A 25,200-nucleotide genomic window follows, 5' to 3' on the forward strand; every position below is an offset into this window, starting at 1 on the left:
ACGAATGTGGTTTCGAGCATCACTACCATTGCCAGCGATTGGGCAGAGCAGTTAACGCCAAGCCTCGACACGCGTAACCAAGGGAATCACCAATGATTTCGAGTGAAGGACAAAGGCCCGTCAGCTTAACGGCATCATACCTTCATCAACTCTTTCCTGCGGCCATTACTACGGCGGTGTTCGCGGCGGTTGCCCATGCGGGTCTCGTAGCCATCGCCGCACGATCGATCGGGCTGGAGCTGCTCTATATAGCCGGGCTCAGTTTTGTGGTTGCACTAGTCCCGGCCTTGGCTGGCGGGGCCATTTTACTGCTGATTTGCGGCATATTCGCCCTGCGGCTACCGGCATCGCTATTGTTGTTTTTTGTCGCCATTCAAGCCGTGGCCATCGAGCTAGAAATGTTGTTTTTTGAAGGCGGGTTTAACGAAATTTCCTGGCAGTATGGGCTTATCACGGTTCCCGCCTCAGTAGTCGCATGGTACCGCTCGGTTTACTACGCTCACAAAAACGCATGAAAACTGGTTTGTGCCAACAGTCCAGCAACAGTGGCCTGATATTCATACCCTCGCGGCAGCGGACTAGCTGGATGAAGAAAACGTTCAGTAATGTACTATTCGACAACATTTGAGCGGCTTTTCAATGGCTTACCAAACCAATAAGCCAGTCCCGTCACAGACATCGCACGGATTTCCTCCCTCCTCGCCTCGAATCACTATCAAGTACAAAAATAGCTGCGTTTCGAGTTTCCAAAGTCATGTCTAGTGCGTATCATTTGGTGAGATGGTGCTTTTAACAACGGAGTCAATCATGCAAGAAAAAGCGGTTTTTCAGTCCACTACCACGGCCCCCGCCGTTGAGGTTAGTAAGGTTCTGCGCAACACCTATATGTTGCTGGGGCTAACCCTGCTCAATAGTGCGCTGTTTTCCGGTTTGGCAATGGCTATGGAACTGGGGCGCGGCGCAGCCTTGGGTCTGTCACTTGGCGGTCTGGTAATGCTGTTTGTTGTCAATGCCACGGCAAACTCCGGCAAGGGCCTGGTTGCAACCTTTGTGTTTACTGCGCTTATGGGTGCCGCACTGGGTCCTATGCTCAGCGCCTATCTGGCACTTCCCAATGGCCCTGAGCTGGTAATGCAAGCCCTAGGCGGCACAGCGCTGGTGTTTTTCGGCCTGTCAGCCTATGCACTGACCACTCGCAAGGACTTCTCCTTCCTTGGCGGATTCCTAATGGTCGGCCTGCTAGTGGTCGTCGTGGCGAGTATTGCCAACATTTTCTTCCAGGTGCCGGCGGCATCTTTAGCGATATCGGCAGCAGCCGTTTTCATTATGTCTGGCCTGATCCTGTTTGATACCAGCCGTATTATCCACGGCGGTGAAACAAACTATATCCGCGCCACCGTTGCGCTGTACCTGGATATCTACAACCTATTCGTCCACTTGCTGCACCTACTGGGTGTATTCAGCGGCGACGATTAAGTCCTGTTTCGGCCCCACTTTCAGGTGGGGCCTTATCTCTACTCAGCAACGAACCCTCCTTTACTATGCGCTTTGCCATTATGCTCAACGGTGTCAACGCAAAGGGCAATACCCCTCACGCTATCGGCTTCTGTGAAGCACTGCTGGCTGCAGGCCATGAGTTAGGCTGTATTTTTTTCAGTGGTGAGAGCGTTGCACTGGCAATGACCGCCCCCAACTCGGCCGCAGAGCTAGAACGCTGGCAAGCCATCGCTGAGCGCGCGGGTATCGAACTCAGCCTTTGCAGCAATAGCGCCAATGCACGAGGATTGACGCCCGAGAAGCTACCTAAACATTGTGCGATTGCCGGGTTGGCCTACTGGCTCGAGCAAGATGGCCGTGCACAACGCAGTCTGCGATTTTCGGGGTAGGCCATGCTGCTACTAGTGAGCCAAAATCACGCACTTCAACACGCTTGCGACTTGGCACTCACTGCCCTCGTATTTGGCCAGGACGTGCAGCTCGTTTTGTGGCCTGATGTTTTGGCTTCGCTCACCGCAAATCCGCCGCTTTGCTCCCAACTAGAAGAATTCGGCATCGCCCGGCTTTACACCATAGGCTCCACTGCCGCGACAACCAAGGCGAACGGAATTGAGGTAATAGCACTGAACGATTCGGCGCTGCAAACCCGTATTGCCAGCGAAAAGAAGGCACTTAGCTTTTGACCACGCTACACCTATTACAGGCTAACGACAGCCTAGAACGCGCCCTACCGTGCATTGCCTGCGGTGATGTCGTGGTTTATCTGAACGCTCTCGCGGCACAACACGCGCAATCTATCGGCCGTGATAGCGCGCAAGGACATTATCAACTCGGCGATCAAGGCCACTCAGAGGCAGTAGTCATCAACTATTCACAACTCGTTAGCCTGTGCACCCGGTACAGACACTGCCTCAGCTGGTAAAATCACTACTCTGTGCAACCACCATCTGGGCGGTTCCGACGCCATGAGCGTAAGCCCTGAAAACAAAGGCCTATTATGACTGAACACCCCTTCGCACAATATGTGCGAATTCTTGGGAAGGGTAAATCTGGCTCCCGCTCTTTGACTCTGGAAGAAGCACGCAGCGCCATGACCATGCTTCTGAATGGTGATGTGGAAGACGTCCAGCTCGGCGCGTTTTTGATGCTGCTGCGAGTGAAAGAAGAAAGCCCAGAGGAGCTCGCAGGTTTCGTCCACGCGGTGCGCGACAGTCTATCTTTACCAGGACTTTCCGTAGACTTGGATTGGGCAAGTTATGCCGGCAAGCGGCGCCAACAAGCCTGGTATTTGCTGGCTGCACTGGCGCTGGCCGACAGCGGCGTTCGCACCGTGATGCACGGTGCAGCTGGCCATACTGCAGGCCGTGCCTACAGCGAGCAACTTTTACGGGAACTCGGTGAGCCAGTGGTAGAAGACCTCTCAGAATGTGCGGCGGCACTTGAACAAGGTAATTTCTGTTACCTGCCGTTGAGTTTATTCTGCCCAGGCCTGCAACGGATGATGGAGATGCGCCAACTGTTTGGACTGCGCTCCCCTGTCCATAGCCTCGCCAGGCTAATCAACCCCTTCGCCGCGCCCCACTCCCTGCAAAGTATTTTTCACCCAGCCTATAGCGACAGCCACCAACAGGCTGCCGCGCTACTCCAGCAACCGCACGCTGCGGTATTTAAGGGCGAGGCCGGCGAGGCCGAGCGCAAGCCGGAGGCTATCTGCAAGGTGAAAACGGTACACAACGGCGTACTGGGCGAGCAAGAGTGGCCAAAACTGCTCGACGGCCGTCAAACCTGGCAAACCGAGCTCAGCAGCCAGTGCCTTCGCGAAGCCTGGTGTGAAGATAACATCAGTGAATACGGCAGGTATGCCGTATTAGGCAGCATTGCCATTGCCGTGCAACTTCGCACTCCCCAACTTGATATCGATGCGGCCTACGCAAAAGCCACCGAGATCTGGTCTGCGCGCAATCGTAGCCGTTTAGGATAACCACCAATATGACCAGCCAGTTCATTCAGCCCGAGCAGTACCAACGCTTGTTAGACGAAAAAGTGAGCGCTTGTCGCAACCTGTTTGGCGATCTCGGCCTCCCCTCTCCCGAGGTTTTTCCTTCTTCCCCCAAGCACTACCGCATGCGTGCAGAATTTCGTGTGTGGCATGACAATGACGACCTGTTCTATGCCATGTTCGACCCCAACGACCCCAAGGTACCGCTGCGTGTCGATGACTTCCCGGTGGCCAGCGAGGCGATCTGCAAGCTGATGCCCGTGCTACGCTCCAAGCTCATCAGTGCAACGGTGCTGCGCCACCGCCTGTTTCAGATCGAATTTCTAAGCACCCTCAGCGGCGACATGCTAGTCAGCCTCATTTACCACCGACGGCTTGACGATGCGTGGCAGACGGCTGCCACGGCGTTAGCGGAGCAGCTTGGCATCAGTATTATCGGCCGCAGCCGAAAACAGAAGTGTGTTATCGGTCAGGACTATGTGGAAGAGACCCTTCCAATCGGCAATAGCCAATACCACTATCGCCAATACGAGGGCGGCTTTACGCAACCCAATGCGCAAGTGAATTGCAAGATGATCGAGTGGGCCATCGCGCATGCCGAAGGCTACGAAAAACGAGATCTGCTGGAGCTCTACTGCGGCAACGGTAACTTCACTGCCCCACTTTCACGCAGCTTTCGCAAAGTTTTGGCCACAGAAATATCCAAAACCTCAGTAAAAGCCGCCAGGGAAAACTTCGCCCACAACGGCCTGGACAACATCGATATTCTGCGCATGTCGAGTGAGGAGTTTACCAGCGCACTCAATGGTGAACGGCAGTTTCGGCGAATGGAAGGGAAAGAACTCGCCGACTACGATATTGGCTGCGTACTCGTCGACCCTCCCAGGGCGGGGCTCGATGCCGGTACGCGCGAGCTCATAGCGCGGTTTGAACGCATTATCTACATTTCATGCAACCCGCAGACATTGCACAGAGACGTAGAGCAATTACGCGGCACGCATCACACAATCGCCTTCGCGCTGTTTGACCAGTTCCCCTACACTGACCACATGGAATGCGGCGTTATTCTGCAAAGACAGTAACGCCGTCAATAATAGCAACAAGGATTCTGACAACTATGACCGTCAAACTGACAGATAAAGAAATCGCCGATGCATTGAAACAGCTGCCTCACTGGCAATTAGAAGGCGAAAAGCTCACTCGCCAGCTGGAGTTCGATCATTTTGTCGACGCCTTCGCCTTTATGACACGCGTCGCCCTCCGAGCGGAAAAAATTGATCATCACCCCGATTGGAGCAACAGCTACAACCGCGTCGATATTGCCCTGACCAGCCACGACGCCGGCGGCCTTACCGCCCGCGACCTTGCCTTGGCGGCCGCTATCGACAAAGAAGTCTAGGTTTACAATACGTGAACGCCGGCCTCGATAAGACGGCGGCTTAAATATTCATCCAGCGCATCGAGGTCCTCTGGATGAATATCGATCACTGTCATGCCGCGTTGCGCGCAAATCTCGGCACGTGCCATTCTGGCAGACAGCACATCAGGGTGCTCAGCCCCGCCCCACACCTCCAGGCAAAGCTGGTATTCCGGTAGAAAAAAGTCGACATCGCCTGCCGTTGGCGCGGCTAAGGGCTGAGCACTGGCGTAGCGCAAACCGGCAAAGTACAGCCAATTGGCAACCTGGCGGTGAGCATCGCTACTGCACTGACGGCCATCAGCGCTGCGACACTCGCTCAGTAAATCATCACCGCGCTGACTGCGTCGGTGGATCTCACGTAACGGTGGATGCGCCAACATATCTTCGGGCCACATCACATAACTTTGGCCGCTCTGCGGACTATCGCAGGTTTGCCCGCCCAATGCCTGACCACTGCCACTCGCCTCCCAGCCACGGCGGCCTGAGACAATATAACCGAGCGCGCACAACAGCCGGTTTGTCTGCCTAGCGGAAATACCCAGCGGTTTGCCAAGCTCTGCCGCCGACAGCAAACGCTGACTCTCCATGGCTTGAAACAGGCGGTGTTCGATAATTGCCGGCGGCCAAACAATATAACGCCCATAGCGCTTACTGTTTACGTAACGCCCACCTTCAAATTCACCCTTTGCGGTCAGCGCCCAACCATCGTCAATTTTCCGTATCCAGCCATAGTCCTTTAACGTGGCAAACAGCTGCTGCACGGGCAGCTCCAGCTGACGCGCCAAGGCCGAGGTCGACAAGCCGTCCTGACTCACGATCTACGCCCCCGGGTAACGCGCTGCCAGCGCCGCATAGACCTGTTCGGCAAAATCCGCCGCGTCGCTATCTAACTCAGTCAACACTTCCACCAGGTGGACATTATCTTCTTTGCCCGCCCAGGTTTTAATGTAGCTACCGTCTTTATAACCGTGGTCTTGGCGGAAGAAATTCAAGACATTCTTGCCAACATATTGGCGATAGAGGGTGACAAAATCCAAACCGACAGCCAGCAGTAAATCCCTGAATAGGGCCACCGAAAATGAACGACTAACCAAGCTGTGGCTGGCCAGCGCCTCCGTTGCGGTTAACACATCAGTCGACTTTTGCTCGCTATTCTCAAGCTCCGCAAGCATCTCTGCGGCAATAGCCTCGTGCGATTTTCCGGCGGTGAATAAGGCGCTCATACCGAAGTGCCAAATATCGACAACTTCCAGCTGAACCTGCTCGAGATCCGTGTCCTGTTTTTTCCACCACTTATATCCTTGGTGATCCATCAACTCACCGCACTCGATCCAAACAGCGCGGTACCACTCGTACTGCTGGTCGATCCACTGCGGATGCACGCGCTGGTTCATCCGGTCTTGCATCGCAAGCATGGTACAAAAAGCCTGTTGTTGAACGTGAGTAGACACCAGCATTTCCCCGTAATTAAAAAACGGGGTCATCATAAACAATTGATGGGAAAAGAGCACTTACGAAGCGGCTATGCAGCGCTCTCGAAATGTCTCTGAGGCATTAAGCAGGCGCCGCATCGTCGCACTGTCGAGGCTGGCGCGCTCGTCGCTCTCTACCAGAGGAAGGATGACCGCAGGGATCTGTGCGGCAAAATTTGCCGCATACACCAAGCGCCGCGGCTCTGACCAGATCATCACCGACGAACTGGGACCATGCATGGTGTAGCGCTTACTGCGCACTCGGTTAGGCTTCCACATGAGGCCTCCTAGGCACAGTCGCGCTTGTGTTGTGCGGGTTTGGACGAATCGAGCACGACTCGCACATTACGCCCACAGGCAAAATCAACCACCGGCAGGGGAATGTCATGAAGCAGCACTGCCACGGCCGCCTCTGGGAGATCCGGCAGGCAGAGCATGTCCTTGGGCTGTTCGCCCTGGGGGAAGAAGATCAGCAGGTCGTAAATGCTCGCCCACCCATCCTCAACGGTTTTGTGCAACTCAAAGCAGGCGCCATCAATTACGCGAGGGAAAACATGATCCACACCCAAGTGGTTCACGTTTCCTTTATCGTCGTAACCAAGGAGATAACTGGCAATGAGCATTTGACCTCCTGACAAGGCCTGTGGCAATGACAAGATTGTCGCTATTAGCCGCTAAAACCACTATCCGGTCATTTACTTACCGGCCTAAGATCATTGCCTAAACGCCCGCGGATTAAGCGGCTCGGCCGGTTCGCTGCTGCCCCGCCAAGGGTTGATATCCAAACCGCCACGCCGCAAGTAGCGCGCGAAGACCGTTAGTGTTTCTGTGTGGCATGCTCGCTGAATGTCGCAATAAATCTGCTCGACACACTGCTCGTGAAAATCGTTCTGCTGGCGAAAGGAAACCAAATACCGCAGCAAACTTGCTTCATCGATTTTAGGGCCTCGGCAGCGAATGCTCACCGAGGCCCAGTCTGGCTGCCCCGTCACCGGACAGCGCGATCGCAACAGGTGGCTGTAGTATTGCTGATCGACGACCACGCCTTCGTCACAGTGCAGCAATTTTGCACTTGGCTGATAATCACTGATGTCGATATCCAGCGAATCCAGGCACTGCCCTTCCATCGGCGCGGGACATAAGGTCTTATCCCATTGCTCCGGACGGTGCAAAATGACCTTTACCTCAGCACCACAGGCCTTACTGAGATCCTCCGTCAATGCCGCCAACACCGCTTGCTCTGAGTCAAAGGCGGTTTGATTGAAGGAGTTCAAATACAGCTTGAACGACTTTGACTCGACAATAAACGGTGACGCCGCCGGAAAATGAAACTCCCCCACCGCTACATGGGGCTTTCCGCGGTGGTCTAGCCACGACAGCTCAAAGGCGTTCCAAACGTCTACACCGTAGAAATTAGTCGCGCCGTCAATGCCGAGGCGCTGGCGCCCCTCACTGCGCGCAATGGGGTGCAGCACAGTGGGATCATAGTGCTCCGGGTAGTCTACCTGCGCGCCCAGCGGCCCGTGAATGCCCATAATGCCTCCCCTACTGGCGCAAGCGCTTACCGGTGTTAAGCAGATACATGCAGTAACCATAGGCCAACAGCGTAAATACCCCCACCATCAAGAAAGCGGTCCCCACATTCACATCCGAAACCCCTAACACCCCATAGCGAAAGGCATTCACGATGTAGAGCATGGGATTTAAACGCGACACATCCGCCCAAAATTCTGGCAGCAAATCTATCGAGTAAAAAACACCACCCAAGTAGGTCAGCGGCGTTAACACGAACACCGGCACAATTGACACATCATCAAAGTTATTGGCGTACACCGCATTGATAAAGCCCGCCAACGAAAACATGATGGACGTCATCAGCACAATGCCAACCGTAACGCCAATATGCTGGATATGCAGGCGAGTGAAAAACAGTGACAGCAAGGTGACGATCAGGCCGACCAATAAGCCCCGGGCCACGCCGCCCAACACATAGCCCCATAACACCGTGTTGTTGGACATCGGGGATACCAGAATTTCCTCAACAAAGCGCTGAAACTTCGCCCCGAAGAACGAGGACACCACATTGGAGTAGGCGTTGGTGATGACCGACATCATAATCAGGCCAGGCACCACAAATTCCATGTAAGTAAAGCCGCCCATCTCGCCAATGCGGGAACCGATCAGGGCACCAAAAATTATAAAATACAGCGACATCGTAATGGCTGGCGGCAACAGCGTTTGCATCCATATTCTCAAAAACCGCCGGATCTCCTTGCGCACAATTGTGATAAAGGCGATCCACTGTTCACGCGTTGTCATGTTTTATAACCTCGTAGTGAGCCGCGCTAGCTCTTCGCTAGCAACGACACAAATAATTCTTCAAGCCGATTTGCCTTGTTCCGCATACTGGTGACCTCAATCCCCTGTTCGCTCAATGCCGAGAATATGGCGTTCAGCGAGCTGCCTTTTTCAACAGCAACCTCCAACATCTGCTCATCAGTTTTTTGAGTCTCAAAGCCGTCTATCGCAATACCATCAGGCAGCGCCTCCTTCGTATCGAGAACAAAGGTCTCCCGGTGCAGCTGTTTAAGCAGTGTCTTCATCGCCGTATTCTCAGCAATTTCACCGCTGTCGATAATGGCAATGTTCCGGCAAAGGCTTTCCGCTTCTTCGAGGTAGTGCGTCGTTAAAATGATGGTCGTACCGCGCTGGTTGATTTCCTTCAGAAAGGCCCACATCGAGCGCCGCAGCTCGATGTCCACCCCAGCAGTAGGCTCGTCAAGAATCAGCAGGCGCGGCTCATGTACCAGCGCTCGTGCAATCATCAAGCGGCGCTTCATACCCCCCGACAGCATACGTGAGGCAGTATTGCGCTTTTCCCACAAATCCAGCTGACGAAGGTAGGTCTCGGCGCGTTGCTCCGCCAATTCTCGGGTCAAGCCGTAGTAGCCCGCCTGATTAACGACAATATCCCAGACACTTTCAAAATTCGAAAAATTGAACTCCTGAGGGACAATGCCAATCTCTTTCTTAGCGAGTGCTAATTCCTTGTCGATCGAGTGGCCAAACACACTCACCGAGCCCGCCGTCTTCTTTACCAACGAGCAAATAATGCCAATGGTCGTCGACTTTCCCGCACCATTGGGGCCGAGCAGAGCGAAGAAGTCGCCCTCCTCAACACATAAATCGATGCCTTTCAGTGCTTCAAAGCCATTGTCGTAGACCTTGCGTAACCCTCGTATTTCTAGGGCTTTGCTCATAGTGAATTCCCATCGTTTAGATAGTGAGAAGGGCCGGTATTTTGCCACGGCACAGAGATCGAATACACTGGCGCGCCGAATTCATTGCTACGGAGCTCCTGTGAATAGTCGATCGCTGTATTTCCACCAACTCTTCGACCAACTCTTTCAAACCTGTAAAAACGGCCTGGAGGGCCACGGTGCCTACACACAGGAAGCTGTCGACGACTTACTAAATGGCTTTGAGGCATTACAAAATCAACTCAGCGGTGACGATGCCCTGATGCAGGGCCAAGCCCTGCTGTGCCAAATCATTGCGCACTTCCCCGACATCACCCCGATGATGCACCGCGACCTGCTGTGGTATTTCGGTGGTGATTGTCTGCACTACCTCAGCGACACTGAACTTGAGCAATACCAGCAGCTCGAGGAGCGCTACCACGCCACTACAGCGTGTGAGGATGACGCGGACAGTGGCCACTATCGAGACTTGCGAGCCAAGGTATTCGGCATGCACTAGCCCTTTAATCACTCGCTGCCCACCGCGTGTGGGCAAAAAGTACAGACGAAAAAAAAGCGAAACCTAAGGCTTCGCTTTTCTATTTTGGAGCGGGAAACCGGGTTCGAACCGGCGACCTCAACCTTGGCAAGGTTGCGCTCTACCAACTGAGCTATTCCCGCAAATTTGTTTTGCGCTTATCGCGCAGCGGAGAAATAATATTTCTCCCTTTTTCCTTTGTCAACAGTGACTTAGAGTAATCTCTTTAAGTCATTTTGCTGACGCCGCACCGGCATTTCAACCGATGAAGCAGAATAAATGGCGTCCCCTAGGGGACTCGAACCCCTGTTACTGCCGTGAAAGGGCAGTGTCCTAGGCCACTAGACGAAGGGGACGCCGCAAACCTCTCGCTAGAGCTGCTACCCTGAGCGAGAGCGGCGGCAATTTTAAGAGTTGCCCTTGAGCGCGTCAAGGTAGCAAGTCTCGTCATTACCGCATTCTGGCGAAAGAAAAAACGGCCGGTTTTTTCTTCCCTGCTCTGCAGTGCAAGCACTACAGGGCGAAATAAATGGCGTCCCCTAGGGGACTCGAACCCCTGTTACTGCCGTGAAAGGGCAGTGTCCTAGGCCACTAGACGAAGGGGACGCCGCAAACCTTCCAGGCTGCGAGTCACTGTTGCCTGAAAGTGGCGCGAATTTTAGGGAGCCTGCTCGCTGCCGTCAAGCCTGAATTTACCGCAAACGCAAAATAATGCGTTTTTTCAGTAATTCTGTCGATTTTTTATTCAAGCTGCGCAGAAATCGGTCAAGCTTCTGATTTATCTAGAGTTAGCGACACCGAGTTGATGCAATACCGCAGTCCTGTGGGCGCCGGCCCGTCACTAAACACATGCCCCAGGTGAGCATCGCAGCGAGCGCAAACGACCTCTTCACGGATCATACCGTGACTGGTATCGCGATTGATTCCGAGGGCGCCTTCACCGACTGGCTGGTAGAAGCTCGGCCAACCCGAGCCAGAGTCGTATTTCGTTGTTGACGAGAACAGCGCCTCACCGCAGCAACGGCATCGGTACACGCCATCGGCAGACTCTTTATAGTATTTGCCGGTGAACGCGCGTTCCGTGCCCTTCTCGCGACAAACTTGGTATTCCTCAGGGCTGAGAAGTTCCTGCCACTGCGCCGCGGATTTTACGACTTTTTCCATCAATATCACTCCACCTGTATGCCTTTGAAGACGTATACTGTTGCTAACTGTTGATCGCGAGGCAATTCCGCCAGCACCAATCACTTTCGATTAGAAGATCGCCATGAGCCATTATTACAAATCCAGCAAACTTCAGAACGTCTGTTATGACATTCGCGGCCCGGTTCTGCACCGCGCCAATGAATTGGAAGAGGAAGGCTATCGCATCCTCAAGCTCAATATAGGCAACCCGGCGGCATTTGGATTCAACGCGCCAGAAGAGATCATTCAAGATGTGATTCGACTGTTGCCGGAAAGTGAGGGCTACAGCGACTCTAAAGGCCTGTACTCAGCCCGAAAAGCCATCATGCAGGAATGCCAGAAAATCGGTATTCCCGGCGTCGAGGTCAATGACATCTACCTGGGCAACGGCTGTAGTGAGCTAATTACCATGGCAACCCAGGCGCTGCTGAATATCGGCGACGAGGTGCTTATCCCCTCCCCCGATTATCCGCTGTGGACAGCGGTTGTGTCCCTGAGTGGTGCCAAGCCGGTTCACTACCTCTGCGACGAAGAGAATGACTGGCAGCCGTCACTTGACGATATTCGCGCAAAAATCACCGACAAAACCCGCGCCATCGTTATCATCAACCCGAACAACCCCACCGGTGCGGTGTATAGCCGGGAGATGCTTGAAGCGCTGGTCGAAATTGCAGAAGAACACAATCTGGTGGTTTTTGCCGACGAGATTTACAGCAAAATTCTCTACGATGATGCCGTGCACATTCCCCTGGGCAGCATTAGCCGCGACGTGCTATGCCTGACCTTCAATGGCTTGTCCAAAGCGTATCGACTGGCAGGTTTCCGCAGCGGCTGGATGGTGGTGTCCGGCGCCAAAGACCGCGCCGCCGACTACATCGAAGGTTTAGACATGCTGTCGTCAATGCGGCTGTGTGCCAACGTACCGGCTCAGCACGCAATACAAACCGCACTGGGCGGTTATCAGAGTATTAATGAGTTGATCCTTCCCGGTGGGCGCCTGCTTGAGCAGCGCGACCTCGCATGGCAGATGCTCAACGATATTCCCGGCGTCAGTTGCACCAAGCCCGCCGGCACTATTTACATGTTCCCCAAGCTGGATCCCGAGGTTTACCCGGTTGCCAATGACGAGCAACTGGTGCTCGACCTGCTGAATCAGGAAAAAATACTGCTGGTGCAGGGTACCGGTTTCAACTGGCACACCACGGATCACCTGCGTATCGTCTTCCTGCCCAATAAGCTTGATCTGGCAGACGCCATTGAGCGCTTTGGCCGTTTCCTGCAGGGTTACCGCAAAAAACTACGCGCCGTTAGCTAGGCGCACGATAGTGAAGCACCTTGAGAGCGGCATCCGTGTCGCGCTCAGGGAAATCTGCTCGCCCTGCTAAACGCTCACAAAACTGTGCCTCGGGCCAATATTCTGCAACGCGGTCGCGAAGAAAAGCCTCATCCAGCAATGGCGAATTCAAACAGATCAGCACATCCGCCCCCGGCGCGCAGAGGCTGCTCATCCTCGACAGCAGGCGCCCGTAATCTCGCGCCGCATCGAAACTGCCGGCCTGCCGCGATGGCGGGTCGCAGATCACAACATCATAGGGGCCGAGTTTTTTTAGCTTTCCCCAGCTCTTAAAAATATCGTGCCCGAGAAACACCGGCGCGCCGCTATCGGCATCGTTCAGGCGATGATTCTCCCGCCCGGTGCGCAACGAGGATTTACTCATGTCGATATTGACGATCTGGCTCGCCCCGGCTTTGCTGGCCGCGACCGAAAAGGCACAGGTGTAGGAAAATAAGTTCAGTACCCGACGGCCATGTGCCCGAGCCGTCAGCCAGCGCCGCGCCGGCTGCATATCCATAAAGTAACCAATATTTTGCCGTCCACCCAACTGCAGCGCGAACCGTAAACCCTCCTCCACGGCATACATTGGCCTCGGCGCTTCGCCCCAGAGAGTTTGCAGATCAGCGTCGCGCTGATAGCGATGTTGCACTATCGCCGCGGTAAAATGTGGCGCCAACGTCTCCGCAAGGGCCGCACAGAAATCAGCCCAAAAGTCCCCGGGCGGCTCGCGATACAGCACGATCCACAGCAGTGGAGAGAAGTAATCCACCGTCAACCACTCATAGCCGGGATAACACTGCCCGCGGCCATGAAATAAACGCCGACTTTCACCATCTGCGCAGCGCTGCGGCCATTGCTCAAGCTTTGCCAGGCTCAATAAGCCCTCAACATTTACCTCTACCCGCTCGGCCATCGCGCTATGCCTCGCCGGCACTAACGCGGTACATCACCTGATCGCGATAGCCCGTGGTTACCGCAATAAAGCCCTGCCACTGCGCATCTAGCGCGGCGTCGTTGCTGTCGACCAGCAGCGGACGCCCCGCCAAACCGGTCAGCTTACCCTTGCTCGCCAGCACCTGAAAATTGTCGCGACCAATACGGCGAATAAGGGCAGGAGTAAGCTGTTGATTGCCGCGCCCTAAGATATGCCCTTGGCCCCCTATCGCGGTAATCAGCACTTTTATCGGCCCCTTGTGATGATCCATCACCTCACTAATTTGCTGGGCATTGGCGTCCGCCTGCAGCAATTCACCGCCGCGTACCAAGTCAAAACCGAGCAAGGTAAATGGCAAACCCAGTGCCTCCATAAAACCGGTTGTGGTGCTGCCCGGGCCGACAATATAAAGGCAATCCTCGTCATAGTTTTCCATTAATTCATCAGCGATATCGGCAATCACTAATTCTTCAACTTCCCGGCCGCCCTGTTTCACTTGCTGCAGAAAACCGCCTAAACGCGGTACCAGCAGTTCTCCGTAGTGACGTGAACGCACTCGCCCCTCGGCAAAGGCTGCCTCGTCGATATCCCTGACTTCCTGCAAACCGATATCCACCAAGTCACCATCAATCAGCGCCCGCAATATCGCCGCGGCCGCCTGAGGATTAACGGCATAGACCGCCGAATGCATTTTCACTCCGGCGGGTAGCCCCAATACCGGCAGGTTCTCACCCACGGCACTGTAAATATCTCTGGCGGTGCCATCGCCGCCAACAAACAGCACAATATCGACCTGCTCGCTTAGCAAACACTGAGCGGCGCGGCGCGTGTCTTCCGCTGAGCTCAGTGCCTCGGCGCGGCCAACCGACGTAAACCTAAGACCCGCTTCGCGGCACGCCTGTTCAGCCATGGCGCCATCAAAGCCATACACCACAAGCTGCTCCGCCACGGGCGCTAGCGCAGCCAAGCAGCGCACAGCTCTTGGCAGGGAACGGCTATTTGCCATTTCTTCAGCCACCGATTGGCGCAGCCTGTCAGGCAGTGTATCGCTGCCTTTTAAGCCCTCAGGGCCGCCCAATCCGGCGTAGGGGTTAACGATCAAGCCCAGCTTAAACATCTATTACCTCAACTTCTGCCGCGATCTGCGGCCAATACTTAGAGACAGCCAATACTGCGGCGCCATAGCATGGCGGTCATAACTTGCATTTACCCTTGGTACAACTAACCTTGGAATAAACGTTTAGGATTTTCGCTATGCCCAGAAACAACCCCACAGCAAACTCGCCCAGCCACGCCGCTCAGGAGCGCTTTGAAAAACGCTACGGCGCATGGTTGATCGATGATAACGGCCGGGAAATCCCCATCGACGCTCACAAAGTTGAATCCTGCCTCGATGCACTTAGCGGCAGCGACGACGAATTTATTTGCTACCTTGCAAAGCAGCGAGCAAGTTAAGCTGCGCTGCGCTCAGCGCTTTCCCCGCTCCCCGGTAGTCGCAAAACGCAAACTCCCGACGCTCCGGGTAGTGCTTGCGCAACGCATCAAATTGCTTGGCGGGATCTTCAGCCCACAGGCTCTCTCTAAACCGCTTGTCGTCCGCGCAAACGTCGTACACCGCCGCAACCGCTTCGCGCAAAAGCGCGTTGTCACCCTCGGCCTTCAAATCAATACTCGGGCGCGGCAGCGCCACCTCAGGCAGGTCAAGCTCCCCACTGCCAATATCTGCCACATAGCCTGCTAAGCGCTCGGCAATCATTCGCGTGCCAGCCACTTTACCGTCGAGACTGTAGCCAGCGATATGCGGCGTTGCGATCAAGCATAAATCCGCCAAGCGCTTATCGACGCTGGGCTCGCCTTCCCAGACATCCATCGCCAAATGAATATCCGGGCGCTGCTGCTTGAGAGCCAACAGGTCGTGAGTTGCTATCACTCCGCCGCGGCCAGCGCTGATCAATAACGCCCCATTCGGCAAACCGCTCAGCTGCTTCGCCGTAAGCATATGATAACTCGGGTAGTGACCGCCGGTAGTTAGTGGCGCATGCACGCTCATCACCTCACAACGCAGTACCTCGTCGAGCGTACTCAGGTGTGGGTCGCTGCTTCGGGCCAGCAGAGGGTCGTAAGCCACGCTATCGATGCTCAGGCGCGCCAAACGCTCAGCAACCGTTCGACCCACATTCCCAAAGCCAACAAGCCCGACTCGTCCGCCCTGTCGCAATACCTCCAGGCGATCACTGCAGGCACAGATAACGCTGATGACATAGTCCGCCACCGAATTGGCATTGCAACCGGGGGCGGTATAAGCGGCAATACCGCTGCGCGCCAGATAATCCATATCCAGGTGGTCTGCGCCAATGGTACAGGAGCCAACAAACTTAATTTGACTGCCGGCAAGCAAGGCGTGATCAACCCTGGTGACCGACCGCACAATCAACGCCTGGGCGCCTCCGAGCTCCGCCGCAGAGAGCCTGCGCCCTGCAAAACGGCGAATCTCGCCAAAGGGCGCGAACATAGCGTCGGCGTAGGGCACATTCTCGTCGACCAATATCTTGAGTGGCAGCACAACTATCCCCAAATTAAAGCGCGTGAATACCGCGCCAATAAACGTTCGATAAGCGCCTCGGGCAAACCGCCGCTGGCCGCGCCAATTGCAGATACCTCTGCCGGGTTACGCAGCCCCTGTAGACAGCGCTCGTCCAGTGGCACATCGCGGCGCAGCCGCGTGAGCTGACGGTAGAGAAACAGCGCGTCCCGATGTTGCGAAAATCGCTGAGCAAGGCCTTTGGCACCGCGCACAGGCAAACTGGCCAGCGCATCAAGGTTGTTAAAAATCGCCTCGAGTGAGCTGAAATGCTGGAATATCACCTTCGCGGTTCCCTCCCCCACTCCTGGCAAACCGGGAATACCATCTACACGATCGCCCGCCACCGCCAGATAATCGGCTAAGGCCTCGCAATTCACGCCTTTTTCCGTTTGCCACGCTAGGCGAGTCTGCGCATCGCGGCCAATATCCTGCAGGCGATCGGCATCGCTGCGAAGAATTTGCGCCAGGTCTTTATCGCGACTTAACACTGTTACCGCGTCGCCCCGCTGCTGCGCGGCGCTCGCCGCAGTCGCTAGCAGGTCATCCGCCTCGAATTGCTCATCAGCACAGCAGGCAAGACCCAGCGCCTCCGAAACGGCGCGACAACAGCGCAGTTGAAACGCCAGCTCGTCGTCCGGCAGTGCCCGCTGCGACTTATAACCACTATACAAGGTCTCACGAAAGCCCTGTCCCAGGCTTTCATCAAAGGCCACCAGCACCCGACTCGGCTGCTCGGCATGCAAAAACCGCAGCAAACACGTCAAATAGCCCTGCACCGCATGCAGCGAGTAACCCTGCTCGCTATAAAATTTCGCTGGTTGAGAGAAGTAGGCGCGAAAGATATAGATCGATGCATCCAGGCAGTAGAGGCGCGCTGTCATCGCCACAATGCCGCCAAAGATAGATCGCGCTCAGACGGCGCCCCGATCCCGCCAAACTCAACGGCCAGCGCCTGCTGAAAGCTTGCCGCTCGACCGGGCAAACCCTCGCGCAAATACCTGCGGGCTTGCTGCCACACCGCCAGGGCGAAGGAAAAATTATCGCCCGGCGCTGCATCTAAATTATCAATACTCAGCGCAAAAGGCAGGCCAGAGGCCAAGCAAAAGAACCACTCTAGCGCTTGGGGCTTGCGCTCTACTAACTCAAACTGCTGTTGCTGCTCAGCACTGCGGCCATCGGGCTCATACCAATAACCATAGTCCAACAGGCTTCGGCGCTGCTCGCCGGCAATGCACCAGTGCGCGACCTCATGGAGGGCACTGCGAGCAAAGTCGTCGCGGTAAAAAATCGTATTGCCCTGCCCCCCGCTTGCCGGCTGGTATAGGGGCTCGTCCGCGCCGCCGCACAGCAGGCAGTTTTCGCTGCGTGCAAAGCACCTAGCAAACACCTCGGCGATACGCTGATCTGCTGCGGGTGCAACTGCGGGTGCAACGGCAGCCGCGTGTATAGCCCCCTCAGTCATTATATTGCAAGCCGCGCTGCGGGCAGCCGTCTTTTACTTGATGACAAGGCTGTTGCTGCAGCCACTCCAGGTAGCCTTCGCTCAAAAACTCAGCGCCGGCAAGCAAGTGTTGAATATAGCGGCTCTGCGGCAGCAAGCCGCGAGTGATGTAAGCCGGATTCGCCATATACACCCATGCATTCTGGGTTGTCTCGATGGTCTGTACGCTTAGCACCTCGCGGCTATACCGCACAGGCGTCCCCTCGTAGTGATCCATCAAGGCAATATCGCCCTGACCCTGTAAACGGTACAACACACCTTCAACGTGTTGGTCGTGGGCAGGCACCACATTGGCGTAGGCAACACCGGGATTATTGTGCGCCGCCTTGTTAAAACACAGCACAAAATTCGTCAGGCGCGCCGCCTCAGCGCTAAGGAAATCAAGGCCCCTGGCACGCATTCGGGCCGGGTTCATATTTGAGCCATAGGCGAAGTAGTAACAACTGCTCACTGCAAGACTATCCAGAAAAACTTGGCAAAAGGGGAAACTACAGGTAATTTTATCAGAAAGGGATAGCACCGCGCTTGGCGCGTCAGCCGCTAAGTGATCGCCCCCGCTACGTGAGGATGCATCATGGCTACACGTAACCTAGGCAATACCCCCTCGGCGCAGATCTTGCCCTTCCCTACCAACGCCGCCCGCACCGAGCCGAGCATCGTCGCGGTATCACCGGAATTTCAAGGCTATTGCCTGTTATACGCTCATCACGCACTCTCCACAGATAAACTCTATGCCCTGCGCATCTTATGTTGGGCACGGCTTGATAACGGCGAAGACGTGGCCCTAGTGCCCTGGCTCGACGGCGTTGCTCGCTGCAGCGAGCTCAACGATGCCCAAACGGGTTTATCTCAGGGTTACTTTGACCCCATTGCAGAGCAGCGCTTTGATGTGATGCCCGCCCACCACAGCGCCATACTGGACAGCCTATGCCCCAAGCAGGCATCCAGCGACAGTGGCGTAATTCAAGAAATTCCCGACCTGATAGGCAGCCACGCCGCTCTGCTAAACGATGACCACGAGTTTCAATTAGAGCCGGTAGTGAGTTGGCAGTTGCTCCCTGGTGGGCGCCTGCAGGCGATGATCGCCGACCCTGAAAAAATCACCCAGCACCCGGTTCTGCCGGGCGACCCCTGCCTCTATCCGGCAACCGAAGCGGAGGGCCTGCGCTACTACTTCCAATACCATATCGCCAATCAAATAAAACGCGGCGGCGAAATGACGGCGCGCGCGTTACACAGTCTGATCAAGCACTAGGAGGGGCTTTGCGCACCCAATAACGGTAGTGCTCGCCTTCGTGCTGCTGGTCGATAAGCTCGTGACCAAGAAAGGCGCAGAATTTAGGAATATCGCGGGTCGTCGCCGGATCTGTTGCCAGGATTTCCAGCACCTCACCGGCCGCGATATCGCGAATTTTATTGTGCAGCATCATTACCGGCTCGGGGCAGGTTAAACCGCTGGTATCCAGATTGTGATCAACCTTCGTCATGTCTTACTCAACTCTGTATGCGGGCAAATGGCGAGGTATTGTGGCGGCGTGGCCCTAAAAATCAACACGCAGCTTAGGGGCGGCGCGGCAAAATAGACCAGCTCTCGGTCTCGGCGCAGAAGGCGATAAACGCCTGGCCACTTTTCAATGCCGCCCGCAATTGGGCGATTTTTTCTTCCTGGCTCAGCTCGCGCTCGCCATAGTCAGTGCCGTCGCGGCTAACCAGCTCCTCCAGCATGCCCTCAAAGGCATCCTCGCTTAGTTTCTGCCAGGGGATTTCCAAATAATCTGCCATTCCAACCTCGTTAAGTCTGCTCAGCGTTCACTACCTTGAATGCCGGCAACACTGTCAATTTTGTCTTGTAGGCTCTGCGCTCTGTCCACCCTCGTGCCAATTTTTAACTGGCTGTGGATACGCGGCGCCCCCATCTCGTGAATGCGCATATGGCACAGTTTCACCGCCGCCATCACCGCCTCCCACTCACCTTCAACATTGGTGCCAAAGGCATGCAGCTGGTAAGTCAGGCCGCTGTCTTCAAAAATTCGCTGACACTCAGCAATATACGGTGACAGCGACTCGCCGACATTGAGCGGTATTACACAGAGTTCCACATGTACATGCATTTCTTAACCCACCGGCCTACTCAGCAGCCATCGCTGATGATATGTTCAAGCAGATATCGTATCGTTACTGCTATAACGTGTCTCTATACTTACAGGATTTACCATTGAATACGTCTGTTGTTTTTACCTTTATCAGCAAGGACCGACCCGGGTTGGTTGAATTGGTTTCCAGCGCAATTGCCAGTGTCGGTGGAAGTTGGCAGGAAAGCCGAATGACACAATTGGCGGGCCAGTTTGCCGGCATCGGCCGCGTAAATGTGGCTGGCGATCAGCGCGATGCCCTGATCAGCGCCCTGCGCGCGCTCAGCACCGATGGCATTCAAGTCACCATTGATGACAGCGCCGATACCAGCGACGGCGGCGCCGAACAACACTGCTGCCAACTGCATATTGTGGGCAACGACCGGCCGGGAATTGTACGGGAAGTAAGCCGCGCCTTGAAAGATCGCCAGATCAATGTGACCGAACTCAGTTCGAATATCACCAGTGCGCCGATGAGTGGCGAGGCACTGTTCGACGCCCACGTGAAAGCGGACTTACCCGCCGGTTGTGACCTGGATGAATTGAACGACGCCCTGGAAGAGATTGCCGAACAGCTGAGTGTCGACATCGATATTGAGCGAGCCTAGTAACGGCCGCTCAACGCAGTTTTTTCATCACAAACACCGTCGCGGTCGCCGCCGCGACGATCACCGCCACCCCCAGTACGCACACCAGCAAGTAGCCGAGTACTTCACTCCACGGTACGTCAAAACTCCACACCGCTGAACACACCAGCATCACTGTTGCCAGCACCGCCAGCACCGGAGTACGGTAGCGTTTAAACAGCACAAACCACTCAGCCACCTTCGGCAAACCCTCTTCGCTTAAGCAAAACTGTCCTCTCGCAGCCACTCACAACGCAAGCGACCGGAGTCATCTCCGGGGGCATGGTAATCCCCTTCGGCTTGCCATACAAAGGTATGTGTACCGTTATAGGCCGTTTGCAGGTGCACCGTTGCCGACACCCAATACATTTTGCTAAGCATTTTCTCAAATAAACGCAGCCATGCATCCCACTCGTGCTCTATCGCCTTGTAGGAACTGCCAAAGTGAATGACATCGGTTTGGCAGTCGCCAAACTCCACGGCGCGGCGCGGCACGGAAAACATTTCCCGACACAGTAAAGGCCAGTCTTCGGCCGAGGGTAAGGTATCAGTAATTTGCTGATTCACCTCGCGGCGTTCCTGCAAATCGACACCGTCTCGCACAAACAACATATCCGTAATGCAGCCGTAAACGACGGATTCTTGAGCCATAGTTGATCTTCCGACTTTTTCTTTCAGTCTACCGCTGCAAAGCCGCCGACGCGACGACGCACTTAGCGAGGCGTGTCCGGCGTCTCAAAATAGCGCCAGGCAATTATTGCCGCCAGCGCCGCTGCGCCGCTGGCCACCCAGAAACACTGGGCCGGGCTAATATCCCAGGCGTAACCACTCAATACCGCGCCCAAGGCACCACCAGCGCCGAAGCTCAAGCCACTGTACAGCGCCATACCCTGGCCATGGTGAGCGGTAAAAAACCGCCGTATGGTTTCGACAGCGGCGGCGTGAGCACTGCCAAAACTGGCCGCGTGCAAACACTGGGCAAACACCAAAATGGCTACTGACTCGACAAATTCAGCAATTAACCACCACCGCAACGCCGTTAGCGCCAGGCTGGCGATCAAAATCTGGCGCAGGCTAAAGTGCTCCAGCAACCGGTGCATACCCATAAACAGCAACACTTCGGCGAACACCCCCAACGACCACAACATCCCCGTTGCCGATTTGCTATAGCCCTGCGTTTCCAAATGAATACTAAAAAAGGTGTAGTACGGCCCGTGCGAGAATTGCAGCAGAAAGCTGGTGGCAAAGAAGGCAATCACCGCTGGCTGCTTTAAAATACGCATCAGCGAACCGGGGCTGCGATCGCCCCGCGTTAAGCCCTCGGAGTTTTCTGCCACCAGCAAGCTACCCAGCCAAATAGCCGACAACAATGCGGTAATGATGTACAGCAGATGCACAATGGGGTGGTGGTCCAGCCAGGCGCCCACCGCCAATACCGCGGCGATAAAACCGATCGAGCCCCACAAACGGATCAATGAATAGCGGCCATGCTGACCGCTCAAATGACTGAGTGTTAGCACATCGAACTGTGAGAGCACCGCATTCCAAAAGAAGCTGTAGCCCACCACCACGGCGGCGAGCCAGTAGAAGTCCTGCCGGAAGTACACCCCGCCAAAGGCGATAACCGCCAGCAGCGCCCCCAGGCGAATAATTCGCGTGCGGCAGTCATAGCGGTCAGCCAGGTAGCCCCATAAGTTGGGCGCCAGTACCTTGGTGACCATCACCAGCGCGGAGAGAATACCGATCTCGCCAGAGGAATACCCCAGCGACTTCAGGTACAGCGACCAATACGGCAACCATGTGCCTAACAGGGCAAAGTAGAAAAAGTAAAAGGCGGAAAGCCGCCAATACGGCACTGCCTGCGCCATAGTCGCCTAGCCTAGCGGCGCGCCGGAATCACCGGTGTTTGGCACTGAACATCGGCATTCTGGCCACGATTGCGCAACAGGTGGTCCATCAGCACAATCGCCAGCATCGCTTCGGCGATAGGTACCGCGCGAATGCCCACACAGGGGTCGTGGCGGCCGGTGGTGATCACGTCCACAGCCTCGCCCTGCTGGTTAATGGTTTGGCCGGGAATCAAAATGCTCGATGTCGGTTTCAGCGCCATATGGGCAACAATATCCTGCCCACTGGAAATTCCTCCCAGCACACCACCGGCATTATTTGAGGTAAAGCCTTCAGGGGTGAGCTCGTCTCGGTGTTCGCTGCCGCGGGCATCTACGCAGTCAAAACCGGCGCCAATCTCAACCCCTTTCACCGCATTAATACCCATGAGGGCATGGGCGATATCGGCATCCAAGCGATCGAAAACTGGCTCGCCCAGGCCCACCGGCACACCGCTGGCCACCACCGAAATTTTGGCCCCTACAGAGTCGCCGGATTTGCGCAGCGCCTGCATATAGGTTTCCATTTCGGGAATTTTATCGGCGTCCGGGCAAAAGAAAGGATTCTCTTCAACAATATCCCAGTCGAGTTTTTCTGCCTTAATCGGCCCCAGCTGCGACAAGTACCCCCTCACCTGCACGCCGTGATGCTCCGCCAAATACTTTTTGGCGATTGCCCCGGCAGCGACTCGCATCGCGGTTTCGCGCGCCGACGAACGGCCACCACCGCGGTAGTCACGCTGACCGTATTTTTGCTCGTAGCTGTAGTCAGCATGCATGGGGCGGAAACGGTCTTTGATCTTGCTGTAGTCCTTCGAGCGCTGATCCTGGTTCTCAATCAACAGCCCAATAGAGGTACCGGTGGTCTCTCCCTCGAAAACCCCAGACAGAATTTTCACTTCATCGTTTTCACGGCGCTGGGTGGTATAGCGCGAGGTGCCGGGCTTGCGGCGGTCTAAGTCGCGCTGCAAATCACTCTCGGAAATTGCCAGCCCCGGCGGGCAGCCATCGATAATTGCGCCCAAGGCAAGGCCGTGGCTTTCGCCAAAGGTGGTGACGGTGAACAACTTACCGATGGTGTTACCTGACATGAAACAATCCTGCGTTGGGACAATAGGGCCGACAATACTGCCGAGCCGAAAATCATTACTCTACAAAGCGCGACAAACAGCGCCTGAATTATACGTGAAAGCGGCGCCTGAGTCAGAGGCTATCCGCGGCCTCTACCAACTGCTCTCGGGTCAGCGCAAACACGCCGTGACCGCCGCGCTCGAACTCCAGCCAGGTAAATGGCAATGTCGGGTAGGCCTGCTCAAGTGCCACCCAGCTATTACCCACCTCGACCACCAGCAAACCACCCTCTTCCAAATGGTCGGCCGCTTCGCGCAGGATTCGGCGGGTCAGGTCCAGGCCATCTTCCCCCGACGCCAACCCCAGCGCGGGCTCACGGTGATATTCCGCCGGCATTTCCGCGAGGTCTCTGGCGTCTACGTAAGGCGGGTTGCTAACGATCAGGGAATAGCGCTGCCCCTGCAAGCCGCTAAATACATCGGAGTGAATAGCCTTCACCCTGTGGCCGAGTTCGTGGCGGGCAATATTGATGCCGGCGACATCCAGCGCATCGCCAGAAATATCCGCAACATCTACCTCAGCATCGTCAAAGGCGTAGGCGCAGGCAATACCAATACAAGCGCTGCCGGTGCACAGGTCCAATATGCGCTGGGGCTCGCTCGCTAACCACGGTTCAAAACCGTTTTCGATCAGTTCTGCAATAGGCGAGCGCGGTACCAGTACTCGCTCATCCACATAAAATGACAGCCCGGCAAACCACGCCTCATGGGTCAAATAAGCGGCGGGTAAACGCTCTTCCACTCTGCGCTGTAGCAGCTGCACAATCTGCTCGCGCTCACTGGGCAGCAAGGTGGCATCCAAGAACGCGTCCGAGCTATCGAAGGGTAGCTCCAGGGCGTGAAGCACCAGCAACCGCGCCTCGTCCAGGGCATTGTCAGTGCCATGACCAAAAAACAATCCAGCGCGGCTGAATTCGCTCAAACCCCAGCGAATATAATCCCGAACCGTGGTCAGGTGTTGGCAAATCTCATTGTTGTGTGCCACCGCAGCGCCCTTCTATAAACCCGTTTTTAGCAAGCAAAAATTACCAGCGCGAAGTTTACACTGCGCCCAAAGCGCTGCCCAGCATGCTTGGGAAAGCGTAAGGGCTCTGATACCATTGCGGCTCGTTTATAGAGACATAAAAGAGAAGCTGGTGGAAAAAGCATTCGAAGAGATCATCAAGGAAATTGGTGAAGACCTGGAGCGTGACGGCCTACTCGACACGCCTAAGCGCGCGGCAAAAGCCTTTGAGTTCCTTACCGAGGGTTACCGTCGGAGTGTTGACGAAGTCGTGAACGACGCACTGTTTGAATCCGACGCCAATGAAATGGTGGTGGTCTCCGACATCGAACTCTACTCGCTCTGCGAGCATCACTTGCTGCCCTTCATCGGCAAATGCCACGTTGCCTACATTCCCAACGGCAAAGTTTTGGGCCTGTCTAAGGTGGCTCGCATTGTCGACCTCTATGCTCGCCGCCTGCAAATTCAAGAAGGCCTGACCACACAGATCGCTAAAACCGTACAAGAAGTGACTGGCGCCGAAGGCGTTGCCGTGATCATTGAAGCCCGCCATATGTGCATGATGATGCGCGGCGTGCAAAAGCAAAACTCCGTTATGCGCACCAGCGCCATGTTGGGCGTGTTTAAAGACAACGCCGCCACGCGGGCAGAGTTTATGTCGCTGATCAAATAAAGCGTTGCTTTGGCCCACAGGGCAACAAGGAAAATAAAAGGGCCG

The 25,200-nt window shown here is 55.4% G+C and carries 35 protein-coding genes and 3 tRNA genes; 13 read left to right on the forward strand and 25 right to left on the reverse strand.

Translation table 11 applies throughout. From position 1 onward, the window contains the following. Positions 1 to 92: 92 nt before the first annotated feature. The 7 genes from H573_RS0108005 (at position 93) to H573_RS0108035 (ending at position 4,895) form a co-directional block, all read left to right on the forward strand. Complete coding sequence (locus tag H573_RS0108005) at positions 93 to 515, forward strand: hypothetical protein (protein ID WP_027873808.1); 423 nt, start codon at positions 93 to 95, stop codon at positions 513 to 515. A gap of 292 nt (positions 516 to 807) precedes the next feature. After that, positions 808 to 1,476 (forward strand): Bax inhibitor-1/YccA family protein, encoded by a 669-nt coding sequence (locus H573_RS0108010; RefSeq protein WP_027873809.1) that lies wholly within the window; start codon positions 808 to 810, stop codon positions 1,474 to 1,476. 65 nt (positions 1,477 to 1,541) lie between these two features. Then, complete coding sequence (locus H573_RS17520; protein WP_051171121.1) at positions 1,542 to 1,886, forward strand: DsrE family protein; 345 nt, start codon at positions 1,542 to 1,544, stop codon at positions 1,884 to 1,886. Positions 1,887 to 1,937: 51 nt separating this feature from the next. Then, positions 1,938 to 2,180 (forward strand): hypothetical protein, encoded by a 243-nt coding sequence (locus H573_RS0108020; RefSeq protein ID WP_205618919.1) that lies wholly within the window; start codon positions 1,938 to 1,940, stop codon positions 2,178 to 2,180. 314 nt (positions 2,181 to 2,494) lie between these two features. Further along, positions 2,495 to 3,478, forward strand: a complete 984-nt coding sequence (locus tag H573_RS0108025; RefSeq protein WP_027873811.1) for a glycosyl transferase family protein — start codon at positions 2,495 to 2,497, stop codon at positions 3,476 to 3,478. An 8-nt stretch (positions 3,479 to 3,486) separates the two neighbouring features. Continuing rightward, positions 3,487 to 4,578 carry a tRNA (uridine(54)-C5)-methyltransferase TrmA gene (gene trmA, locus H573_RS0108030; protein ID WP_027873812.1) on the forward strand — a complete coding sequence of 364 codons (1,092 nt, stop codon included), beginning with the start codon at positions 3,487 to 3,489 and terminating at the stop codon, positions 4,576 to 4,578. Positions 4,579 to 4,613: 35 nt separating this feature from the next. Further along, on the forward strand, positions 4,614 to 4,895 hold the full coding sequence (locus H573_RS0108035; RefSeq protein WP_027873813.1) for a 4a-hydroxytetrahydrobiopterin dehydratase: 282 nt from the start codon (positions 4,614 to 4,616) through the stop codon (positions 4,893 to 4,895). A 2-nt stretch (positions 4,896 to 4,897) separates the two neighbouring features. On the opposite strand, the gene H573_RS0108040 is transcribed toward H573_RS0108035, so the two are convergent. The 7 genes from H573_RS0108040 to H573_RS0108070 all read right to left on the reverse strand — a co-directional run bounded on the left by H573_RS0108040 (position 4,898) and on the right by H573_RS0108070 (position 9,648). Further along, positions 4,898 to 5,731, reverse strand: coding sequence for a hypothetical protein (locus tag H573_RS0108040; protein ID WP_027873814.1), 834 nt, complete (start codon positions 5,729 to 5,731; stop codon positions 4,898 to 4,900). A 3-nt stretch (positions 5,732 to 5,734) separates the two neighbouring features. Then, a complete protein-coding gene (locus tag H573_RS0108045) occupies positions 5,735 to 6,331 on the reverse strand; it encodes a dUTP diphosphatase (RefSeq protein ID WP_027873815.1) in 597 nt (198 codons plus the stop codon). A 96-nt stretch (positions 6,332 to 6,427) separates the two neighbouring features. Further along, positions 6,428 to 6,667 (reverse strand): hypothetical protein, encoded by a 240-nt coding sequence (locus H573_RS0108050; RefSeq protein ID WP_027873816.1) that lies wholly within the window; start codon positions 6,665 to 6,667, stop codon positions 6,428 to 6,430. A gap of 8 nt (positions 6,668 to 6,675) precedes the next feature. Next, entirely contained in the window at positions 6,676 to 7,011 is a 336-nt protein-coding gene (locus tag H573_RS0108055; protein WP_027873817.1) for a hypothetical protein, read from the reverse strand. 90 nt (positions 7,012 to 7,101) lie between these two features. Further along, positions 7,102 to 7,923, reverse strand: a complete 822-nt coding sequence (queF, locus tag H573_RS0108060) for an NADPH-dependent 7-cyano-7-deazaguanine reductase QueF (RefSeq protein ID WP_027873818.1) — start codon at positions 7,921 to 7,923, stop codon at positions 7,102 to 7,104. Positions 7,924 to 7,933: 10 nt separating this feature from the next. After that, a complete protein-coding gene (locus tag H573_RS0108065) occupies positions 7,934 to 8,707 on the reverse strand; it encodes an ABC transporter permease (RefSeq protein ID WP_027873819.1) in 774 nt (257 codons plus the stop codon). 26 nt (positions 8,708 to 8,733) lie between these two features. Next, positions 8,734 to 9,648 (reverse strand): ABC transporter ATP-binding protein, encoded by a 915-nt coding sequence (locus H573_RS0108070; protein WP_027873820.1) that lies wholly within the window; start codon positions 9,646 to 9,648, stop codon positions 8,734 to 8,736. Between the two features lie 100 nt (positions 9,649 to 9,748). Between H573_RS0108070 and H573_RS18955 the strand changes: the two genes are divergently transcribed. Beyond that, positions 9,749 to 10,147 carry a PA2817 family protein gene (locus tag H573_RS18955; protein ID WP_051171122.1) on the forward strand — a complete coding sequence of 133 codons (399 nt, stop codon included), beginning with the start codon at positions 9,749 to 9,751 and terminating at the stop codon, positions 10,145 to 10,147. An 85-nt stretch (positions 10,148 to 10,232) separates the two neighbouring features. Here the strand turns inward: H573_RS18955 and H573_RS0108080 are convergent. From H573_RS0108080 to msrB, 4 genes are all read right to left on the reverse strand, one after another. Next, positions 10,233 to 10,308: transfer RNA gene (locus H573_RS0108080), tRNA-Gly, on the reverse strand. Between the two features lie 137 nt (positions 10,309 to 10,445). Next, positions 10,446 to 10,521 (reverse strand) — tRNA-Glu (locus H573_RS0108085). A gap of 174 nt (positions 10,522 to 10,695) precedes the next feature. Beyond that, a tRNA-Glu gene (locus H573_RS0108090) sits at positions 10,696 to 10,771 on the reverse strand. A gap of 159 nt (positions 10,772 to 10,930) precedes the next feature. Further along, the gene (gene msrB, locus H573_RS0108095) at positions 10,931 to 11,329 is read right to left on the reverse strand and encodes a peptide-methionine (R)-S-oxide reductase MsrB (protein ID WP_027873821.1); all 399 of its coding nucleotides are present in this window, start codon (positions 11,327 to 11,329) and stop codon (positions 10,931 to 10,933) included. A 103-nt stretch (positions 11,330 to 11,432) separates the two neighbouring features. Here msrB and H573_RS0108100 point away from each other — a divergent pair, with 103 nt between their 5' ends. Then, positions 11,433 to 12,665 carry a pyridoxal phosphate-dependent aminotransferase gene (locus H573_RS0108100; RefSeq protein ID WP_027873822.1) on the forward strand — a complete coding sequence of 411 codons (1,233 nt, stop codon included), beginning with the start codon at positions 11,433 to 11,435 and terminating at the stop codon, positions 12,663 to 12,665. On the opposite strand, the gene H573_RS0108105 is transcribed toward H573_RS0108100, so the two are convergent. Further along, positions 12,658 to 13,599, reverse strand: coding sequence for a class I SAM-dependent methyltransferase (locus H573_RS0108105; protein ID WP_027873823.1), 942 nt, complete (start codon positions 13,597 to 13,599; stop codon positions 12,658 to 12,660). The genes H573_RS0108100 and H573_RS0108105 overlap by 8 nt on opposite strands. 4 nt (positions 13,600 to 13,603) lie before the next feature. Further along, a complete protein-coding gene (locus H573_RS0108110; protein ID WP_027873824.1) occupies positions 13,604 to 14,737 on the reverse strand; it encodes an ATP-NAD kinase family protein in 1,134 nt (377 codons plus the stop codon). Positions 14,738 to 14,874: 137 nt separating this feature from the next. Here H573_RS0108110 and H573_RS0108115 point away from each other — a divergent pair, with 137 nt between their 5' ends. Next, positions 14,875 to 15,075 carry a hypothetical protein gene (locus H573_RS0108115; RefSeq protein WP_027873825.1) on the forward strand — a complete coding sequence of 67 codons (201 nt, stop codon included), beginning with the start codon at positions 14,875 to 14,877 and terminating at the stop codon, positions 15,073 to 15,075. Here the strand turns inward: H573_RS0108115 and H573_RS0108120 are convergent. The 4 genes from H573_RS0108120 to H573_RS17540 are packed head-to-tail and all read right to left on the reverse strand — an operon-like array spanning position 15,041 to position 18,156. Then, positions 15,041 to 16,183, reverse strand: coding sequence for a 4-phosphoerythronate dehydrogenase (locus H573_RS0108120; RefSeq protein WP_084497990.1), 1,143 nt, complete (start codon positions 16,181 to 16,183; stop codon positions 15,041 to 15,043). The two genes, H573_RS0108115 and H573_RS0108120, sit on opposite strands and share 35 nt — an antisense overlap. A 2-nt stretch (positions 16,184 to 16,185) precedes the next feature. Further along, positions 16,186 to 17,085: a 5'-3' exonuclease gene (locus H573_RS17530; RefSeq protein ID WP_051171123.1), complete on the reverse strand. Its 900-nt coding sequence runs from the start codon at positions 17,083 to 17,085 to the stop codon at positions 16,186 to 16,188. Continuing rightward, positions 17,082 to 17,666, reverse strand: coding sequence for an elongation factor P hydroxylase (locus tag H573_RS17535; protein WP_051171124.1), 585 nt, complete (start codon positions 17,664 to 17,666; stop codon positions 17,082 to 17,084). Before H573_RS17535 ends, H573_RS17530 begins: the two co-directional genes overlap by 4 nt. Then, positions 17,659 to 18,156, reverse strand: coding sequence for a gamma-glutamylcyclotransferase family protein (locus tag H573_RS17540; protein ID WP_084497991.1), 498 nt, complete (start codon positions 18,154 to 18,156; stop codon positions 17,659 to 17,661). Before H573_RS17540 ends, H573_RS17535 begins: the two co-directional genes overlap by 8 nt. Before the next feature lie 123 nt (positions 18,157 to 18,279). Here H573_RS17540 and H573_RS17545 point away from each other — a divergent pair, with 123 nt between their 5' ends. After that, a complete protein-coding gene (locus H573_RS17545; protein WP_051171126.1) occupies positions 18,280 to 18,960 on the forward strand; it encodes a hypothetical protein in 681 nt (226 codons plus the stop codon). Here the strand turns inward: H573_RS17545 and tusA are convergent. The 3 genes from tusA to H573_RS0108155 all read right to left on the reverse strand — a co-directional run bounded on the left by tusA (position 18,950) and on the right by H573_RS0108155 (position 19,816). Beyond that, positions 18,950 to 19,192 carry a sulfurtransferase TusA gene (tusA, locus tag H573_RS0108145; RefSeq protein ID WP_027873827.1) on the reverse strand — a complete coding sequence of 81 codons (243 nt, stop codon included), beginning with the start codon at positions 19,190 to 19,192 and terminating at the stop codon, positions 18,950 to 18,952. The genes H573_RS17545 and tusA overlap by 11 nt on opposite strands. Positions 19,193 to 19,265: 73 nt before the next feature. Beyond that, positions 19,266 to 19,487 (reverse strand): YheU family protein, encoded by a 222-nt coding sequence (locus H573_RS0108150; RefSeq protein WP_036256161.1) that lies wholly within the window; start codon positions 19,485 to 19,487, stop codon positions 19,266 to 19,268. Between the two features lie 20 nt (positions 19,488 to 19,507). Next, positions 19,508 to 19,816: an MTH1187 family thiamine-binding protein gene (locus H573_RS0108155; RefSeq protein WP_027873829.1), complete on the reverse strand. Its 309-nt coding sequence runs from the start codon at positions 19,814 to 19,816 to the stop codon at positions 19,508 to 19,510. 104 nt (positions 19,817 to 19,920) lie between these two features. On the opposite strand from H573_RS0108155, the gene H573_RS0108160 reads away from it, so the two are divergent. Continuing rightward, positions 19,921 to 20,445, forward strand: a complete 525-nt coding sequence (locus H573_RS0108160) for a glycine cleavage system transcriptional repressor (protein WP_027873830.1) — start codon at positions 19,921 to 19,923, stop codon at positions 20,443 to 20,445. A 10-nt stretch (positions 20,446 to 20,455) separates the two neighbouring features. Here the strand turns inward: H573_RS0108160 and H573_RS0108165 are convergent, their stop codons facing one another. From H573_RS0108165 to prmB, 5 genes are all read right to left on the reverse strand, one after another. After that, entirely contained in the window at positions 20,456 to 20,662 is a 207-nt protein-coding gene (locus tag H573_RS0108165; RefSeq protein ID WP_027873831.1) for a hypothetical protein, read from the reverse strand. Between the two features lie 20 nt (positions 20,663 to 20,682). Next, the gene (locus H573_RS0108170; RefSeq protein ID WP_027873832.1) at positions 20,683 to 21,114 is read right to left on the reverse strand and encodes a hypothetical protein; all 432 of its coding nucleotides are present in this window, start codon (positions 21,112 to 21,114) and stop codon (positions 20,683 to 20,685) included. Positions 21,115 to 21,176: 62 nt separating this feature from the next. Further along, positions 21,177 to 22,331 (reverse strand): MFS transporter, encoded by a 1,155-nt coding sequence (locus H573_RS0108175; RefSeq protein ID WP_027873833.1) that lies wholly within the window; start codon positions 22,329 to 22,331, stop codon positions 21,177 to 21,179. Between the two features lie 11 nt (positions 22,332 to 22,342). Then, positions 22,343 to 23,440, reverse strand: coding sequence for a chorismate synthase (gene aroC / locus H573_RS0108180; protein WP_027873834.1), 1,098 nt, complete (start codon positions 23,438 to 23,440; stop codon positions 22,343 to 22,345). A gap of 112 nt (positions 23,441 to 23,552) precedes the next feature. Further along, positions 23,553 to 24,464, reverse strand: a complete 912-nt coding sequence (gene prmB / locus H573_RS0108185) for a 50S ribosomal protein L3 N(5)-glutamine methyltransferase (protein WP_027873835.1) — start codon at positions 24,462 to 24,464, stop codon at positions 23,553 to 23,555. 148 nt (positions 24,465 to 24,612) lie between these two features. On the opposite strand from prmB, the gene folE reads away from it, so the two are divergent. After that, complete coding sequence (gene folE / locus H573_RS0108190) at positions 24,613 to 25,155, forward strand: GTP cyclohydrolase I FolE (RefSeq protein ID WP_267878901.1); 543 nt, start codon at positions 24,613 to 24,615, stop codon at positions 25,153 to 25,155. Positions 25,156 to 25,200 lie beyond the last annotated feature (45 nt).

Origin of the sequence: Neomelitea salexigens DSM 19753 (genome assembly GCF_000422345.1) — a bacterium.
Classification (GTDB): Bacteria; Pseudomonadota; Gammaproteobacteria; order Pseudomonadales; family Spongiibacteraceae; genus Spongiibacter; species Spongiibacter marinus_A.

Coding starts and splice junctions, on each gene's coding strand:
- H573_RS0108005 (WP_027873808.1), top strand. CDS start 93: ATGATTTCGAGTGAAGGACAAAGGCCCGTCAGCTTAACGGCATCATAC.
- H573_RS0108010 (WP_027873809.1), top strand. CDS start 808: ATGCAAGAAAAAGCGGTTTTTCAGTCCACTACCACGGCCCCCGCCGTT.
- H573_RS17520 (WP_051171121.1), top strand. CDS start 1,542: ATGCGCTTTGCCATTATGCTCAACGGTGTCAACGCAAAGGGCAATACC.
- H573_RS0108025 (WP_027873811.1), top strand. CDS start 2,495: ATGACTGAACACCCCTTCGCACAATATGTGCGAATTCTTGGGAAGGGT.
- trmA (WP_027873812.1), top strand. CDS start 3,487: ATGACCAGCCAGTTCATTCAGCCCGAGCAGTACCAACGCTTGTTAGAC.
- H573_RS0108035 (WP_027873813.1), top strand. CDS start 4,614: ATGACCGTCAAACTGACAGATAAAGAAATCGCCGATGCATTGAAACAG.
- H573_RS0108045 (WP_027873815.1), bottom strand. CDS start 6,331: ATGCTTGCGATGCAAGACCGGATGAACCAGCGCGTGCATCCGCAGTGG.
- H573_RS0108050 (WP_027873816.1), bottom strand. CDS start 6,667: ATGTGGAAGCCTAACCGAGTGCGCAGTAAGCGCTACACCATGCATGGT.
- H573_RS0108055 (WP_027873817.1), bottom strand. CDS start 7,011: ATGCTCATTGCCAGTTATCTCCTTGGTTACGACGATAAAGGAAACGTG.
- queF (WP_027873818.1), bottom strand. CDS start 7,923: ATGGGCATTCACGGGCCGCTGGGCGCGCAGGTAGACTACCCGGAGCAC.
- H573_RS0108065 (WP_027873819.1), bottom strand. CDS start 8,707: ATGACAACGCGTGAACAGTGGATCGCCTTTATCACAATTGTGCGCAAG.
- H573_RS0108070 (WP_027873820.1), bottom strand. CDS start 9,648: ATGAGCAAAGCCCTAGAAATACGAGGGTTACGCAAGGTCTACGACAAT.
- msrB (WP_027873821.1), bottom strand. CDS start 11,329: ATGGAAAAAGTCGTAAAATCCGCGGCGCAGTGGCAGGAACTTCTCAGC.
- H573_RS0108100 (WP_027873822.1), top strand. CDS start 11,433: ATGAGCCATTATTACAAATCCAGCAAACTTCAGAACGTCTGTTATGAC.
- H573_RS0108105 (WP_027873823.1), bottom strand. CDS start 13,599: ATGGCCGAGCGGGTAGAGGTAAATGTTGAGGGCTTATTGAGCCTGGCA.
- H573_RS0108110 (WP_027873824.1), bottom strand. CDS start 14,737: ATGTTTAAGCTGGGCTTGATCGTTAACCCCTACGCCGGATTGGGCGGC.
- H573_RS0108115 (WP_027873825.1), top strand. CDS start 14,875: ATGCCCAGAAACAACCCCACAGCAAACTCGCCCAGCCACGCCGCTCAG.
- H573_RS17530 (WP_051171123.1), bottom strand. CDS start 17,085: ATGACAGCGCGCCTCTACTGCCTGGATGCATCGATCTATATCTTTCGC.
- H573_RS17535 (WP_051171124.1), bottom strand. CDS start 17,666: ATGACTGAGGGGGCTATACACGCGGCTGCCGTTGCACCCGCAGTTGCA.
- H573_RS17545 (WP_051171126.1), top strand. CDS start 18,280: ATGGCTACACGTAACCTAGGCAATACCCCCTCGGCGCAGATCTTGCCC.
- tusA (WP_027873827.1), bottom strand. CDS start 19,192: ATGACGAAGGTTGATCACAATCTGGATACCAGCGGTTTAACCTGCCCC.
- H573_RS0108150 (WP_036256161.1), bottom strand. CDS start 19,487: ATGGCAGATTATTTGGAAATCCCCTGGCAGAAACTAAGCGAGGATGCC.
- H573_RS0108155 (WP_027873829.1), bottom strand. CDS start 19,816: ATGCATGTACATGTGGAACTCTGTGTAATACCGCTCAATGTCGGCGAG.
- H573_RS0108170 (WP_027873832.1), bottom strand. CDS start 21,114: ATGGCTCAAGAATCCGTCGTTTACGGCTGCATTACGGATATGTTGTTT.
- H573_RS0108175 (WP_027873833.1), bottom strand. CDS start 22,331: ATGGCGCAGGCAGTGCCGTATTGGCGGCTTTCCGCCTTTTACTTTTTC.
- aroC (WP_027873834.1), bottom strand. CDS start 23,440: ATGTCAGGTAACACCATCGGTAAGTTGTTCACCGTCACCACCTTTGGC.